Genomic DNA, 16,009 nt, shown 5'->3' with positions numbered 1-16,009 from the left:
TCCCTTGGCGCCGTCAAAGTAATACACTAACCTGCCACACCCAGCATAAAACGCAATCGCGCCATAGTGGAAGTCATGGTTGTTAATTTACTACAAAACGGAAAAATTGGCCTCGCCCCGATGGAGGGCGTTATCGACGCCCTCACCCGCGACTTATTAACGCGTGAGGCAGGCTTTGATTGGACCGTTACCGAATTTGTCCGCGTGGTCGACACGCGCCTCCCGCCCCGAGTGTTTTACAAGCACTGCCCTGAGCTTACCAACCGCCCTGTTGCGACCGCCAGCGGCATTCCCGTGCATTTGCAACTGCTTGGCTCTGACCCCAAGGCGCTGGCTAAAAATGCTCGCCAGGCGTTAGCGCTAGGCGCTGTCAGCGTGGACTTGAATTTCGGCTGCCCGGCCAAGCTGGTTAATCGGCATGATGGAGGCGCCTCGTTACTACGCCGCCCTGAACGCGTCTACCAGGCAGTGAAGGCCGTCTCCGAAGCACTTGAGGGTCAAATTCCGGTCACCGCTAAAATCCGCCTGGGCTTTTCAGACCGGCGCTTAGCCGTCGCCTGCGCCCAGGCGACCCAGGCAGGCGGTGCCGCTCGTCTGGTTGTTCACGGCCGCACACGTGATGAAGGCTATCGCCCTCCGGCCCACTGGGAGTGGATCGGCCGAGTGCGCCAGCAGGTATCGATACCCGTGGTTGCCAATGGCGATATATGGACGCTGGAGGCGTACTGGAAAGCGCGCACCCTGTCAGGCTGCAGAGATGTGATGTTAGGCCGTAGCGCGCTAGCAGACCCCTGGCTTGCGCCACGTATCCGGCACTGGCAGCGAACCGGCGAACGACTGCCTGAAACCACATGGCCAATGCGTGCCAGCGTGATCAAGGAGTACGCGCACCTTCAGCGGCAGCATCTACCCGACCGAGTTGTGGTCTCGCTGGTAAAGCAGTGGCTCGCACAGATGCGTCAGGGCAATGAAGAAGCCAACCAGCACTTTCAGCGCGTTAAACGCCTAACAGACCTTGACACCCTGCTTAAAAGCCTGGTCATCGACACAGCGCACCCTGAGGCGGCTGTCAGCTGCCACTAAGCAAGCGCATTGACCAAAAAAAAGCGCCCTCGCAATGCGGGGCGCTTAAAACGATCCAAAACCAAAGCGCGAGCCGCCCTGGTCAGGCTAGAAAACAGAAAACCCGCTCTCATAAAAGAGAACGGGTTTAGAATCTGGCGCGCCCGGGAGGATTCGAACCTCCGACCCCCTGATTCGTAGTCAGGTACTCTATCCAGCTGAGCTACGGGCGCTTTAGTGATGTAAATACTCATTACTAAACATGATGAAGTGCTTATGCTTAAATACTTGTAATGAAATACTTATAGGCTTCCGCCTTACATCAGGTTAGAAGATGGCGCGCCCGGGAGGATTCGAACCTCCGACCCCCTGATTCGTAGTCAGGTACTCTATCCAGCTGAGCTACGGGCGCATCTTCTAATGTGCGGCTGGCGGAGAGAGAGGGATTCGAACCCTCGATAGGGCTATAAACCCTATACTCCCTTAGCAGGGGAGCGCCTTCAGCCACTCGGCCACCTCTCCTCAACAGCACGGCGCGAATGTTACCGATTTCAGCGACTGCTGTCTAGTCCTATGCCGATTTTTTTCGCGCCAGCTTCATCTTACCGTTGATACGCCCTGTATTGGGCGCGATAAAAGCGACCATTTATTCTGCTTCGCTTTCTTCACTGCTACGCTCGCGCTGGATGCGCTGATAGATCTCTTCACGGTGTACAGCCACGTCTTTCGGCGCATTGACGCCGATACGCACTTGATTACCTTTCACACCTAACACTGTGACGGTGATTTCATCACCTATCATCAATGTTTCGCCAACTCGGCGGGTTAGGATGAGCATGGCTGATCTCCTTCTCAGACGTTTTATACAACGGGTTGTGTCCACCAGAGGCGCCACTAAGCCATTATGCGGCATAGCGGCGCGCTAACCAATGCCTCTGACTCCATGACACCCAAACCTCCCGTTGAAAGAAAGCTCACCACCGGCAAGTAGCGAGTACCTTTTCAGCGTAGAAGGTTTAAGGCAGAAATGTTATTCAGATTCTATATCTGACTTATCCAGGCCAAATGCCTTGTGTAACGCGTTAACGGCAAGTTCCATATGCTTTTCATCAATCACCACTGAGATTTTAATTTCAGAGGTGGAAACCATACGGATATTGACGTTTTCATCAGCCAAAACGCGGAACATCTTCGAGGCAACACCGGCGTGAGAGCGCATGCCAACACCGACCAAGGATACCTTGGCGATATTGTCATCGCCACGCAGCTCACCACCGCCCAGGTCAGGAATGACCGTTTCTTCAAGCAGCTTCTTGGTGGTCTTGTAGTCGCCCTTCGCCACGGTGAAGGTAAAGTCGGTGTAGTCACCCGCCGGTGCTACGTTCTGCACGATCATATCGACTTCAATGTTGGCATCAGCGATAGGGCCAAGAATGCGCGACGCAACACCTGGTACATCGGGCGTGTGCAGCAGTGTCAGTTTGGCTTCATTTTTGGTAAACGCGATACCGGAAATCAGCGGTTCTTCCATGGAGTCCTCGTCTTGGTCAGCATCTGCAATAATTAGGGTACCGGGGCCATCTTCAAAGCTCGACAGTACCCGTAGGGGAACGTTGTACTTGCCCGCAAACTCTACCGCACGAATTTGCAGCACTTTGGAGCCCAGGCTTGCAAGCTCCAGCATTTCTTCCACCGTAATGCACTCCAGGCGCTGTGCCTTGGTGCATACGCGGGGGTCAGTGGTGTAAACCCCATCAACGTCAGTATAGATCTGGCACTCATCGGCGCCGAGTGCCGCAGCAAGCGCTACCCCGGTAGTGTCCGAGCCACCACGTCCTAGCGTAGTGATATTGCCGTCTTCATCAACGCCCTGAAAACCAGCCACAACCACGACCTTGCCTGCATCGAGGTCAGCCTTAAGGTCTTCGGTTTCAATGCGCTGAATACGCGCTTTGGTGTAAGCATTGTCAGTATGAATACCGACCTGGGCACCGGTGTGCGAAGTGGCCGCAACGCCAACCTGCTGGAGCGCCATGGCGAGCAATGAAATCGTTACCTGCTCACCGGTCGAGAGCAGCATATCCATTTCACGCGGGGCGGGGTCATCGTTAAGCGCATTGGCCATATCGGTCAACCGGTTGGTCTCTCCGCTCATGGCGGAGACCACGACCACGACCTGGTGGCCCTGGTCACGAAAGCCCTTGACCTTTTCCGCCACGGCTTTGATACGGTCAACAGAACCTACCGAGGTGCCACCGAACTTCTGTACGTATAGTGCCATATGCCGTTTTTTCCTATTCGTTCGGGAATGGAGGATGAAAGTAGTTATATTAAGTTAGCAAAAGGCCGGTTGCAGATAATTGCCACCGGCCTTTGTGATTAGCTAAGTATGTTTTCCAGCCACGCGGGGACGCTACTTAACGCGCCAGCCAGCGCTTCTGGCTGACTGCCACCCGCCTGCGCCATGTCAGCACGACCACCGCCTTTACCGCCAACTTGCGAGGCGACATGGTTAACCAGCTCACCGGCTTTAACGCGCTCGGTCAGGTCTTGAGTCACGCCTGCAATCAGACTGACCTTGCCCGCCGCCTCATCGGCAACGCCCAGGATAATAACGCCAGAGCCAATCTTGTTTTTAAGTTGGTCAAGCACGCCACGCAGATCCTTACCGGATACTCCCTCCAACTGAGTCGCCAGCAGCTTAACGCCGCCGATCTCCTGCGCCTGGCTCAGCATGTCGCTACCCGCAGCGCTTGCCAGCTTAGCCTTCAACTGCTCAAGCTCTTTTTCCAGGCTGCGATTACGCTCGACCAATGACTCTACGCGGGCTTCCACCTGCTCGGGCTTGGTTTTCAAGCGATCACCCAACCGCTGCACGCGCGCTTCCTGCTCGCGGAAGTACGCCAACGCATTCTCGCCGGTAATGGCTTCAATGCGCCGCACGCCAGAGGCAATACCTACTTCACTGACGATATGGCAGCAGCCGATATCACCACTTCGTGCAACGTGAGTACCGCCACACAGTTCAATCGAAAAGCCGTCAGCACCGATCGTCAATACGCGAACATTTTCCGCATACTTGGCTTCAAACAACGCCGCAGCCCCTTTGGCCTTGGCTTGCTCCAGGCTCATCTGCTCAACGTACGTCGGCGCATTAGCAAGGATCTGCTCGTTAACCAGACGCTCCACCTCTGCCAACTGATCAGCACTCAGAGGCTCGAAGTGGCTGAAATCGAAGCGCAGACGTTCAGCATTTACCAGTGAGCCTTTCTGCTGCACGTGATCGCCCAACACCATGCGCAAGGCTTTGTGCAGCAGGTGGGTGGCCGAGTGGTTGCGAATGGTCGCAGAGCGCAAGCTGGCATCAACCTCGCCACGAACGCTGGCCCCCACGTTCAACGTGCCTTCTATCATCACGCCTTGGTGCAGATGATGACCGTTCTGCTTTTGTGTATCGGTAACTTCGAAGCGGCCGCCCTCTACGTATAAGTAGCCGGTATCGCCCACCTGGCCGCCCGATTCACCATAAAACGCGGTACGGTCTAATACGACAGTGCCTTTCTGGCCTGCTTCCAGCGTAACAAGGGCGTTGCCTTCGCTATCCACAATAGCAGTTACCGTGGACTGATCTTCAAGCTGGTCATACCCCGTAAACTGGGTTTCGCCATCCAGTTCAATAGAGGCGCTGTAGTCGGCGCCAAACTGGCTGGCCGCACGGGCACGCTCGCGCTGAGCGTCAAGCTCGCGCTGGAAACCAACTTCATCCAACGTCACACCACGCTCACGGCAAACATCCGCCGTAAGGTCAAACGGGAAACCGTACGTGTCATACAGTTTGAACACGGTTTCACCCGACAGCACGTTACCATCAAGCTCCTCAAGCGCGGTATTCAATAAGCCCATGCCGTGGTCCAGCGTGCGCGCAAACTGCTCCTCTTCTTTCAGCAAAATACGGGCAATTTGGGCGCTCGCCTCACGCAGTTCGGGATAGGCATCGCCCATCTCGGCATCCAGTGCATCCACCAGGGTATAGAAGAACGGCTTGGTGGCGCCCAGCTTGTGACCATGACGAACCGCTCGGCGGATAATGCGCCGCAGCACATAACCACGGCCTTCATTTGAAGGCAGCACGCCGTCGGCGATTAAAAATGCACACGAACGAATATGGTCCGCAATAACGCGTAGCGAAGGCGTTGCCATATCGGCATGCCCGGTCGCCTTGGCGGCCGCCTGGAGCAAATTCTGGAACAGATCGATTTCGTAGTTGGAGTGCACGCCCTGCATAACGGCCGCTACCCGCTCAAGCCCCATACCGGTATCAATAGAGGGCTTGGGCAGCGGGTTCAGCGTGCCCTGGGCATCGCGATCAAACTGCATAAAGACCAGATTCCAGATCTCAATGTAGCGGTCACCATCTTCGTCAGCGCTGCCGGGAGGACCACCCCATACGTCAGGGCCGTGATCAAAGAAGACTTCTGAGCTGGGGCCGCAGGGGCCGGTATCGCCCATTTGCCAGAAGTTATCTTCATCAAGCCTGGAGAAGCGCTCCGGGTCGATGCCGATTTCATCTTTCCAGATGCGCTCGGCCTCGTCATCGCTAATATGTACGGTGACCCACAGCTTCTCTTTAGGCAGACCCAGCGTTTCGGTTAAAAACGTCCACGCAAAGCGGATAGCGTCCCGCTTGAAGTAATCGCCAAAGCTGAAGTTACCCAGCATCTCAAAAAACGTATGGTGGCGGGCGGTATAGCCAACGTTATCCAGGTCGTTATGCTTACCACCGGCACGCACGCAGCGCTGAGACGAGGTGGCACGCACATAAGGGCGTGGGTCACGGCCAAGAAACACATCTTTGAACGGCACCATGCCCGCGTTGGTAAACAGCAATGTCGGGTCGTTACCTGGCACCAGAGAGCTTGTGGGCACAATGGTATGCCCTTGCTCTTCGAAAAAGGATAAAAAGGCCTGTCTGATCTCTGCGCTTCTCATAGGGTATCCGTAACAATAAAGCATGATGCCCCAGGGCGCTGTCGCCGCTACCCGCTGGGGTCGCAAAAGCGCCATTATAGCGCAGTTGTCTAACGACTAAAGCGGCAGTTAATGGCTAAGAGCTAAAGACGTCAGAAAACGATAACCCACAATAGTGATGAAAGAAGGCTTTACAGGCAAGAGAGCGCGTAACGAATTTGTTCAAAATCGAAGCCTCGTGACGCTAGAAAGCGCTCACGTTTAGCGCGCTCTTTGGGGGATTCACCGGGGGAGGAAAAGCGCCGCGAAAGGGTATCACGGGCCAGTTCAAACCAATCGACACCTTCATTCTCTTCTACGGCGGCGAGAGTTTCCGTCAATATTTCCTGACTGATGCCGCGTTGACGCAGCTCGCCTTTAATCCGTATCACGCCCTGACCGCGCATAATGCGTGAACGGATAAAGCTTTCAGCAAAGCGGACGTCTGACTGAAGCCCCTGCTCTTCAAGGGTGTCCAGGCACGCCTCAATGTCAGCAGTAGCAACGGCTTTTTGTTTTAGCTTTTGCGCTATCTCAGCGCGAGAGTACTCGCGCCGAGATAGCAGCTGTAGTGCGATGTCGCGTGGGGTGGCATCACGTGACGAAGCAAACATAAGCGTTACAGCAGGTCGTCGTCAGCATCGGCGGCAACATCAGCAGCCGATGCCTCTTCTTTCTTGGGGTCAGGCTTGGCAAGCAACTGTTCGCGGATCTGGCTTTCGATCTCCTCCATAATGGCCGGATGCTCTTCAAGGTACTGAGCCGCGTTTGCCTTGCCCTGACCGATTTTGCTGCCTTTATAGCTATACCAGGCACCCGCCTTGTCGACCAGGTTGCACTGTACGCCCAAGTCGACCACCTCACCGGCATGGTAGATACCCTTGCCGTAAAGAATCTGGAACTCGGCCTGACGGAACGGCGGAGCTACCTTGTTTTTAACTACTTTAACGCGCGTTTCGTTACCGGTGACTTCATCGCCCGATTTCACCGAGCCGGTGCGGCGAATATCCAACCGAACACTGGAGTAGAATTTCAGTGCGTTACCGCCTGTAGTGGTTTCCGGGCTACCAAACATAACGCCGATTTTCATGCGAATCTGGTTGATAAAGACCACTAAACAGTTGGCGTTTTTAATATTACCGGTGATTTTACGCAGCGCCTGAGACATCAAACGTGCTTGCAGGCCTACGTGGGTATCCCCCATCTCCCCTTCGATCTCCGCACGCGGAGTAAGCGCTGCCACGGAGTCGATAATAATCACGTCAACGCCGCCTGAGCGCACCAGCATATCGGTGATTTCAAGCGCCTGTTCACCCGTGTCTGGCTGGGAAACCAGCAGATCATCGAGGTTAACACCCAGTTTTTCCGCATAGCTTGGATCAAGCGCATGCTCGGCATCAACAAACGCACACACCTTGCCCTGCTTCTGTGCTTGAGCAATCACGGAAAGCGTCAGGGTGGTTTTACCGGAGGATTCAGGGCCAAAGATTTCGACTACTCGGCCAAAGGGTAATCCTCCAATGCCAAGCGCAATATCCAGCCCCAGCGAGCCAGTGGATACTGACGGCATCACAACGCGAGGCGCGTCACCCAAGCGCATTACCGTGCCTTTTCCGAACTGACGATCAATTTGGCTAAGTGCGGCGTTTAGCGCTTTCGTACGGTTGTCATCCTGAGCCATGCAAACACCCTCATCACAGACTGTATAATTAACCAGTATTATGCCAAAAATTCGTCGCTAAACAAATCCTCAACGTGGTTTTTAACGATTATTTCTCTTCCTGACCCTCAGCCAGCATATCCAGGCGCGCCACCAACCCTGCCAACGCCTCGCGAACGGCCTGCTCGCGTACCGCTTGGCGATCACCGGGAAAATGAAAACATTTGGCGTCCTGGTGATTAACATCGCCCCAGGCCAGCCACACCGTACCCACCGGCTTTTCATCGCTGCCGCCCTCGGGGCCTGCCACACCACTGACCGCCACGCCCAACTGCGCGCCGCTATCACGGCAGGCACCGGCCACCATGGCATTCACCACCGCTTCACTGACAGCGCCATGGGCGTGTAGTGTAACGTCTGAGACGCCGATCAGCCGCGTTTTAGCCGCATTAGCATACGTCACGTAACCCGTTGTGAAGTAGGCCGAGCTGCCGGCAGCCGAGGTGATCGCACTGGCAATGCCGCCACCGGTACACGACTCTGCCGTGGTCACCTCTATATCCAACTGCTGGCAAAGCTTTCCAAGCCGCTGCGCCAGCAGGGACAAATCCAGATTTTTTAGGCTCGTTATGCTGGGCGTCATGGTCGCTCCTTCATGTAAGATATCAGTCAGCGTAGAATACTGCGTTTAGCTTTCTCAACGAAATCGCTCAAAGAACGTATTTAACGCTTTTATTTAATGAACATGCCGTAAGCGAGATGCGCTTACGCCACGCTCAATCAGGACGCCCATGTCACAGGCCATCCCCCCCAATACGCCCATGATCACGCAGTATTTAAAGATCAAACGCGAACACCCTGACGTCCTTCTGTTCTACCGGATGGGGGACTTCTACGAGCTGTTTTTTGATGATGCCAAGCGCGCGGCTGCGCTGTTGGATATCACGCTTACCCAGCGTGGCCAATCCGGTGGCAAACCCATCCCGATGGCGGGCGTTCCTTATCATAGCGCCGAAGGCTACCTGGCCCGCTTGGTGGCTACCGGTGAATCCGTGGCCATTTGCGAGCAAATTGGTGACCCGGCAACCAGCAAGGGTCCGGTTGAGCGGCAAGTCGTGCGCATCGTAACACCCGGCACACTGCATGATGAGGCGCTCCTGGATGCCCGGCGCGACAACGTGCTGGTCGCGTTGGCACCCGGCAGCGACCGCTGGGGGCTTGCGTGGCTTGAGCTATCCAGCGGGCGTTTTAGCGTGCTGGAAGTCGAGAGCGAAGCCGAAATGCTTGCCGAGCTGACCCGCCTTTCACCTGCCGAGCTACTGGTGCCTGAGAGCCTGACGCTGCCCGACGTGTGGTCGCAGAAGCGCAGCTTGCGTCGCCAGGGCGAGTGGCTGTTTGATTTGGAAAGCGCCAATCGCAGCCTGTGCGACCAATTTGAAGTTCAGGACCTGCGTGGATTTGGCTGCGCCCACCTTACCACCGCTTTGGTGGCCGCCGGGGTACTGATTGACTATGCCCGTGATACTCAACGTTCGCGCTTGCCCCACGTAACGGCACTCAGCGTTGAAAACCGTGATGATGCGGTGGTCATTGATGCTGCCAGCCGACGTAATTTAGAAATCGACATCAACCTTGGCGGTAGCACGGACAATACGCTTGCCAGCGTACTGGACACCTGCACCACCGCCATGGGGTCGCGGCTTTTAAAGCGCTGGTTGAATCGCCCCCTACGCCAGCGTGAAACCGTGCAGGGCCGCCAGGCGGGGGTGGCGCTTTTAAGCCTCGATGCTGCATACATGACGCTACGCGACACACTCAATGATGTGGGTGATGTAGAGCGTATTTTGGCCCGCGTCGCGCTCTATAGCGCCCGCCCACGCGACCTGGCCCGCTTAAGAGACGCCCTTAATACGTTGCCAGCACTTGAGCAGCAGTTAGGTGGCGTAGAAAGCGGCAGTACGCTGGATAATTTGCGTCCGCATATTCGCCCCTATCCAGATATCGCCGACCAGTTGAGCCGGGCGTTGATCGAGAACCCACCGGTGGTGATCCGCGATGGCGGTGTGATTGCCGATGGCTATGATGCCGAGCTTGACGAACATCGCGGTATGGCCGAAAACGCTGGCAGTTACCTGGTTCAACTGGAGCTACGTGAGCGTGAGCGTACTGGCCTTGCCAACCTCAAGGTGGGTTACAACCGGGTGCACGGCTACTTTATAGAGCTACCCCGCTCCCAGGCCCAGCAAGCACCGGCTGATTACATCCGCCGCCAAACGCTGAAAAATGCTGAGCGGTTTATTATCCCCGAGCTCAAGGAGTTTGAGGACAAAGCGCTTTCCGCCAAGTCACGCGCACTGACCCGTGAAAAGTGGCTGTATGAGCGCCTGCTAAGCGAACTCAACGAACATCTCATGGCGCTACAAAGCACTTCCCGGGCGCTTGCCGAACTTGATGTACTGTGTGCATTTGCCGAACGTGCCGATGCGCTTAACTGGGTGCGCCCGACCCTGAGCGACGCGACCGGCATTAGCATTACCGCTGGCCGCCACCCAGTGGTAGAACAAGTCAGCGACAAGCCGTTTGTGCCCAATGACGTTGTGCTTTCGCCTGATCGTCACATGCTGATTATTACCGGCCCCAATATGGGCGGTAAATCGACCTATATGCGCCAGACCGCCTTGATCGCGCTGCTAGCCCATAGCGGTAGCTTTGTGCCTGCCGATGCGGCTGAGATTGGTCCTGTCGACCGGATATTCACCCGCATAGGCTCCTCGGATGACCTTGCCGGTGGGCGCTCCACCTTTATGGTCGAGATGACCGAAACGGCTAATATCCTGCACAATGCCACAGAGCATAGCCTGGTGCTGATGGATGAAATCGGCCGGGGCACCAGTACTTTCGACGGACTTTCCTTGGCCTGGGCAAGCGCTGAGCACTTGGCGCAGGCGCAGGCACTGACGCTCTTTGCTACGCACTACTTTGAAATGACCGCCCTTCCCGAGCAGGCCGAAGGCGTGGAAAATATTCATTTAACCGCTACAGAGCATGGCGATAGCATTGTATTTATGCATCGCATTGAGGCAGGCCCGGCCAGCCAAAGCTACGGCTTACAGGTCGCCCAACTAGCCGGTGTTCCAAGCCACGTTATCAAGCGCGCCCGTGAAAAGTTGATTGCCCTGGAACAGCGCGATGTAGACACTCATCAGGCGCGCCCAGGCCCGGCACAACAGGCTCCTGCCAATAGCCCGTCACCTCAGCAAAACGATCTATTTGCCAGTGCGCCACATCCGGTTTTAGAAGCACTGGAGCGTGCCGACATTGATGATTTATCGCCCCGCGAGGCGCTGGCATTGGTCTATCAATGGCGAGATTTGTTGTAACCGGTACAAGAGAAGATAGCCAAGTGCTTGCCGTGAGGTATGGGCGCCACTAGAATGTCGCCCATACTTTTTAGCTTATAAGAAACAGCCGTTTTATAACCATTCATGATTGACCTATGACCGGGACCTCCCCCGGTCCCGCAAGAGGGATAGCGCGATGACGTTTGTCGTTACCGAAAACTGCATCCAATGCAAATACACCGACTGTGTAGAGGTTTGCCCGGTCGATTGCTTTTATGAAGGCCCCAACTTCCTGGTGATTCACCCGGATGAGTGCATTGACTGTGCGCTATGCGAGCCTGAGTGCCCGGCCGAAGCCATCTTCTCAGAGGATGAGCTGCCGGATGGGCAAGAACCGTTTATCGAGATCAACGCTGAGCTGGCCGAAGTGTGGCCCAACATCGCTGAAAAGAAAGATGCCTTGCCGGATGCCGAAGAGTGGGATGGCAAGAGCGGCAAGATCGACAAGCTGGAGCGATAACACAGCACGCTTTTAGTACCGTGTCGTTAGCCATCGGCTTAAAAACCAGCGTCCGCGCTGGTTTTTTTATATCTGCTTGTCCCTCCTCTTCAAGGATAACGCACGTGACAAACGCAAAAAGCCACCCGAAGGCGGCTTTTTGTAGCTTGCTTAATTTGTCGGTTGAATCACGCTGCTTTCGGCTCGTCCAACTGGTCATCGTTGGAAGCAAAAATAGCCGCGTCGTGCTGCTTGAGCAAACGACTGGTCACCGTACCCGCCGTCATTGAACCATTGACGTTGATGGCGGTGCGGCCCATGTCAATCAACGGCTCAATCGAGATGAGAAGCCCCGCCAAAGCAATCGGTAGATCAAGCGTTGAGAGCACGATAATCGCGGCAAAGGTTGCCCCGCCGCCAACACCGGCAATGCCGAACGAGGCCAGCGTCACGACCAGTACCAGCGTTGCCAGAAACTCCAGTGAAAACGGATCAATCCCCACCGTGGGCGCAATCATCATGGCCAGCATGGCCGGATAAAGCCCCGCGCAACCGTTTTGGCCGATGGTCGCTCCGAAGGAGGCTGAAAAGTTGGCAATCGCAGGGGGTACGCCAATCCGGTCTACCTGCGCCTCGATATTCAAAGGAATCGTGGCCGCGCTTGAACGTGAGGTAAAGGCAAAGGTGAGTACCGGCCAGACCTTCTGAAAATAGCGTTTGGGGTTAACCCCAACGCCCATCAAAAATAGTGCATGCATGACCAGAATAAGTGCCAAGCCAACGTAGGAGGCAACGACGAATCCGAGCAGATTAAAGATATCGTTGAGGTTCGACGTAGAAACCACTTTGGCCATTAACGCCAGTACCCCGTAGGGCGTAAGGCGGATCACCATGCGCACCAAACGCATGATCCACTTCTGCACAATATCGATGCCTTCGATAAGCTTGCCGCCAATCGCGGCATTTTCACGCTTGATGCCCAGAGCGGCCAAGCCGAGAAACGTCGCAAAGATCACCACACTGATAATGGAGGTGGGTCGTGCGCCCGCTAAATCCTGAAACGGATTGCTGGGAATAAACGAGAGCAGAAGCTGTGGGATGGTCAGATCTGCCACCTGAACACTGCGCTCGACAATCGCTTGGCCGCGCTCCAGCTCGCGAGCGCCTTGTACCAGCCCCTCGGCAGACAATCCAAACAGCTGAGTCATACTAATGCCAATAACGGCAGAAATCGCCGTTGTCAGCATGAGCATGCCAAGTACCCCCAGGCTAATCTTGCCCAGCGCACTGGCATCATGTAAGCGCGTAACAGCAGATAAAATGGTCACCAGCACCAACGGCATAATGATCATTTTTAACAGTTGGACATAGCCACCGCCTACCAGGTTTACCCAGTCGATGGTGCCCTCAAGCACCTCTGAACCGGCGTATCCCCATTGCAATAGCGCGCCAAGCACCACCCCAACGACCAGGCCTGCAAGCACCACGCGAGACAGGCTGGCACCACGCCGCTGCCAACGCGCCAGCAGTGCAATCGCCAGTATAAAGACCAACACGTTGATCGCAATCAACCCATGCATGTAACGCACCTCCTGAATAACAAAAAACGGCACATCAACGATGTACCGTGTGACAAGCGCAGCAGCAGAAGCATAGCCTGCTAATTCTGCGGGCCATGGTAAGTAATAGCGAAGAAGAATAAAAATGGATTTTACTTATAACCTAGGAATCATTTGGCTGGTTGCGTCGGCCGGTTGTAAGAAACACCGGGAACAACCCTCTTGCCAGGTATTCAACGTACGTAGGTATAAAACGTAAGCACAAAAAAAGGCGACCCTTAGGTCGCCCGCTCCAAACACTTCCTCTGACCGCTCCATGTGTCAACTTCCTCAGGCCGCTTCCCTACCGAAATTCACCTCAGTGTGTCATTCGGTGTGCCTGTTTACACCCCATTGCGTTGCATTCTGTCTAAAGCATCCCTGCCTCCCCTGTCCTGAATGCATTGTGGCAGATAACAACGTCATCTCAAGGCGGCCTATAACAAAAAGGGCAAGCCTAAGCGGCCTGCCCTTCAATAAAAAACAACTTAAAATCAATTAGATAAACTTAAATTAGACGAAAACTTCTATTTTTCCTACCCATATCGAGCGATTTTCGTCGGTTTTTGTAGGACATGTCTTACAAAATCTTGCGACATTTCTTACAAGGCTGCTAACAAACCCCGTTATTGACCCTTGATAGCCTTCAAGCCGGGATAAGCGACATCGCCAAGTTCTGACTCAATCACCAACAAGCGGTTATATTTGGCAACCCGGTCAGAGCGGCATAAGGAGCCGGTTTTAATCTGGCCTGCACAGGTGCCCACCGCTAAATCAGCAATGGTGGTGTCTTCTGTTTCACCGGAACGGTGCGAAATAACCGCCGTAAAGCCTGCATCCTGAGCCATCTTGATGGCGTCCAGCGTTTCAGACAGCGAACCGATTTGGTTAAACTTGATCAAAATCGAGTTACCAATCTGCTCGTCGATACCGCGCTTAAGAATTTTGGTATTGGTAACGAACAGATCGTCGCCCACCAGCTGCACTTTATCGCCCAGCTTGTCGGTGAGGGCTTTCCAGCCATCCCAATCCGACTCATCCATACCGTCTTCAATAGAGACAATCGGATAGTCCTCGCACAAGCCCGCCAGGTAGTCAGTAAAGCCTTGTGCATCGTAGCTTTTACCTTCACCGGAAAGATTGTACTGGCCATCCTTGTAGAACTCAGACGACGCGCAGTCGAGTGCCAGCGTGACATCACTGCCTAGCGAATAACCAGCATCCGCCACCGCCTGCTTGATAACAGCCAAGGCATCCGCATTGGACGCCAAGTCAGGGGCAAAGCCACCCTCATCGCCCACAGAGGTAGACAGGCCTTTGGCAGACAGTACCTTCTTCAGCGCGTGGAAAATTTCAGCGCCCATACGCAGGCCTTCACGGAAGTTTTTGGCGCCGACCGGCTGCACCATAAACTCCTGAATATCCACGTTGTTATCCGCATGCTCGCCGCCGTTGATGATGTTCATCATCGGCACGGGCATGCTGTACTGACCTGGCTGACCGTAAAGCTCGGCAATGTGTGCATAAAGCGGCACGCCCTTGGCGTTAGCCGCGGCTTTAGCGGCCGCCAGCGATACCGCGAGAATTGCATTCGCACCCAGAGTGGCTTTGTTGTCAGTGCCATCCAGCGCCAGCATGGCATCGTCCAGACCACGCTGATCGCGCGCGTCCATACCAAGCAGCGCCTCACGGATTTTGCCATTGACCGCATCGACAGCTGTCAGTACACCTTTGCCGAGATAGCGTGCTTTGTCACCGTCACGTAGCTCAAGCGCTTCACGCGAACCGGTCGAAGCACCGCTGGGTGCGCAGGCTTCGCCCGTTGCCCCACTTTCAAGGCGCACACGCGCTAGCACCGTCGGGTTACCGCGTGAATCGAGTACTTCCAGTGCACTGATATCTACAATTTTGGTCATGACAGTCTCCTTGGTTGGCGGTCTATTAGAAGGTTATGTATCGCATGATGGCCGCGATCAGCGAATGGTCAACGGCGCAAAATTTTTCACCAATGAATCAAGCTGAGATAGCTGCGTTAAAAATGGCTCAAGCTGGTCAAGCGGCAACGCACAGGGACCATCGCACTTGGCGTTATCCGGATCAGGATGCGCTTCTAAAAACAGCCCCGCAAGCCCGACGCCAACGCCTGCACGGGCAAGCTCGGCGACCTGGGCACGCCGCCCATCCGCACTATCAGCACGCCCGCCGGGGCGTTGCAGCGCATGGGTAACATCGAAGAACACTGGGTAGCCAGTCTGCTTCATATCGCCAAACCCAAGCATATCGACAATCAGGTTGTTATAGCCAAAGCTTGAACCGCGCTCGCACAGCATCAGGCGATCATTACCGGCTTCCTGAAACTTGCTGAGAATATGGCGCATTTCATGAGGCGCCAGAAACTGCGGCTTTTTGATATTAATCGCCGCACCGGTTTTGGCCATCGCTACCACGAGATCCGTCTGACGTGCCAGGAAAGCAGGCAGCTGAATAATATCCGCCACTTCTGCCGCTTGGGCCGCCTGCCAGGGTTCGTGGACATCGGTGATGATCGGCACGCCGTAACGCGACTTAATATCAGCGAGTATCTGCAAGCCTTTCTCGATACCTGGACCACGGTACGAATGAATCGAGCTGCGATTGGCTTTGTCAAAGCTTGCCTTAAACACATAAGGCATGCCGAGCTTTTGCGTCACGCTAACGTAGGCTTGGGCGACTTCATCGGCAAGTTCTGCCGACTCCAGTACATTCATGCCTCCCAGCAACATGAGAGGCAAAGAATTGCCGGCGGTTAGGCCGGCAATGTTGATATGACGCTCTTGGAAAGGTGCTTGAGAAGACATTGGCT

General features: G+C 55.0%; 12 protein-coding genes and 3 tRNA genes. 3 read left to right on the top strand and 12 right to left on the bottom strand.

The genetic code is table 11. The features are described from left to right. The first annotated feature begins 75 nt into the window (after positions 1 to 75). Positions 76 to 1,083, top strand: coding sequence for a tRNA dihydrouridine synthase (locus ACT3T6_RS03225; protein WP_226913703.1), 1,008 nt, complete (start codon positions 76 to 78; stop codon positions 1,081 to 1,083). A 135-nt stretch (positions 1,084 to 1,218) separates the two neighbouring features. Here the strand turns inward: ACT3T6_RS03225 and ACT3T6_RS03220 are convergent. From ACT3T6_RS03220 to ACT3T6_RS03180, 9 genes are all read right to left on the bottom strand, one after another. Beyond that, a tRNA-Arg gene (locus ACT3T6_RS03220) sits at positions 1,219 to 1,295 on the bottom strand. A gap of 102 nt (positions 1,296 to 1,397) precedes the next feature. After that, a tRNA-Arg gene (locus ACT3T6_RS03215) sits at positions 1,398 to 1,474 on the bottom strand. Positions 1,475 to 1,491: 17 nt separating this feature from the next. Next, positions 1,492 to 1,584, bottom strand: a tRNA-Ser gene (locus ACT3T6_RS03210). A gap of 124 nt (positions 1,585 to 1,708) precedes the next feature. After that, positions 1,709 to 1,900 carry a carbon storage regulator CsrA gene (gene csrA, locus ACT3T6_RS03205; RefSeq protein ID WP_087107955.1) on the bottom strand — a complete coding sequence of 64 codons (192 nt, stop codon included), beginning with the start codon at positions 1,898 to 1,900 and terminating at the stop codon, positions 1,709 to 1,711. Positions 1,901 to 2,092: 192 nt separating this feature from the next. After that, on the bottom strand, positions 2,093 to 3,343 hold the full coding sequence (locus ACT3T6_RS03200; protein ID WP_087107953.1) for an aspartate kinase: 1,251 nt from the start codon (positions 3,341 to 3,343) through the stop codon (positions 2,093 to 2,095). Positions 3,344 to 3,441: 98 nt separating this feature from the next. Next, positions 3,442 to 6,051, bottom strand: a complete 2,610-nt coding sequence (alaS, locus tag ACT3T6_RS03195; protein ID WP_193055337.1) for an alanine--tRNA ligase — start codon at positions 6,049 to 6,051, stop codon at positions 3,442 to 3,444. A 170-nt stretch (positions 6,052 to 6,221) separates the two neighbouring features. Beyond that, positions 6,222 to 6,683, bottom strand: a complete 462-nt coding sequence (locus ACT3T6_RS03190) for a regulatory protein RecX (RefSeq protein ID WP_193055336.1) — start codon at positions 6,681 to 6,683, stop codon at positions 6,222 to 6,224. Positions 6,684 to 6,688: 5 nt separating this feature from the next. Beyond that, positions 6,689 to 7,750, bottom strand: coding sequence for a recombinase RecA (gene recA / locus ACT3T6_RS03185; protein WP_087107947.1), 1,062 nt, complete (start codon positions 7,748 to 7,750; stop codon positions 6,689 to 6,691). Positions 7,751 to 7,838: 88 nt separating this feature from the next. Next, positions 7,839 to 8,372 (bottom strand): CinA family protein, encoded by a 534-nt coding sequence (locus ACT3T6_RS03180; RefSeq protein ID WP_193055335.1) that lies wholly within the window; start codon positions 8,370 to 8,372, stop codon positions 7,839 to 7,841. A gap of 148 nt (positions 8,373 to 8,520) precedes the next feature. Here ACT3T6_RS03180 and mutS point away from each other — a divergent pair, with 148 nt between their 5' ends. Next, positions 8,521 to 11,109 carry a DNA mismatch repair protein MutS gene (gene mutS / locus ACT3T6_RS03175; RefSeq protein ID WP_193055334.1) on the top strand — a complete coding sequence of 863 codons (2,589 nt, stop codon included), beginning with the start codon at positions 8,521 to 8,523 and terminating at the stop codon, positions 11,107 to 11,109. A gap of 157 nt (positions 11,110 to 11,266) precedes the next feature. After that, positions 11,267 to 11,590 (top strand): ferredoxin FdxA, encoded by a 324-nt coding sequence (gene fdxA, locus ACT3T6_RS03170; protein WP_087107940.1) that lies wholly within the window; start codon positions 11,267 to 11,269, stop codon positions 11,588 to 11,590. Positions 11,591 to 11,757: 167 nt separating this feature from the next. Here fdxA and ACT3T6_RS03165 read toward each other — a convergent pair whose 3' ends face one another. From ACT3T6_RS03165 to kdsA, 3 genes are all read right to left on the bottom strand, one after another. Beyond that, positions 11,758 to 13,149 carry an L-cystine transporter gene (locus ACT3T6_RS03165; protein WP_193055333.1) on the bottom strand — a complete coding sequence of 464 codons (1,392 nt, stop codon included), beginning with the start codon at positions 13,147 to 13,149 and terminating at the stop codon, positions 11,758 to 11,760. A gap of 644 nt (positions 13,150 to 13,793) precedes the next feature. After that, entirely contained in the window at positions 13,794 to 15,083 is a 1,290-nt protein-coding gene (eno, locus tag ACT3T6_RS03160; RefSeq protein WP_087107936.1) for a phosphopyruvate hydratase, read from the bottom strand. 57 nt (positions 15,084 to 15,140) lie between these two features. After that, entirely contained in the window at positions 15,141 to 16,004 is an 864-nt protein-coding gene (gene kdsA, locus ACT3T6_RS03155) for a 3-deoxy-8-phosphooctulonate synthase (RefSeq protein WP_087107934.1), read from the bottom strand. Between the last annotated feature and the right edge of the window lie 5 nt (positions 16,005 to 16,009).

The organism is Halomonas sp. 72 (assembly GCF_052379785.1).
Taxonomy (GTDB): domain Bacteria; phylum Pseudomonadota; class Gammaproteobacteria; order Pseudomonadales; family Halomonadaceae; genus Vreelandella; species Vreelandella citrativorans.
Note: the sequence above shows the minus strand (reverse complement) of the source record. Positions and strands in the feature narration are given on the sequence as shown.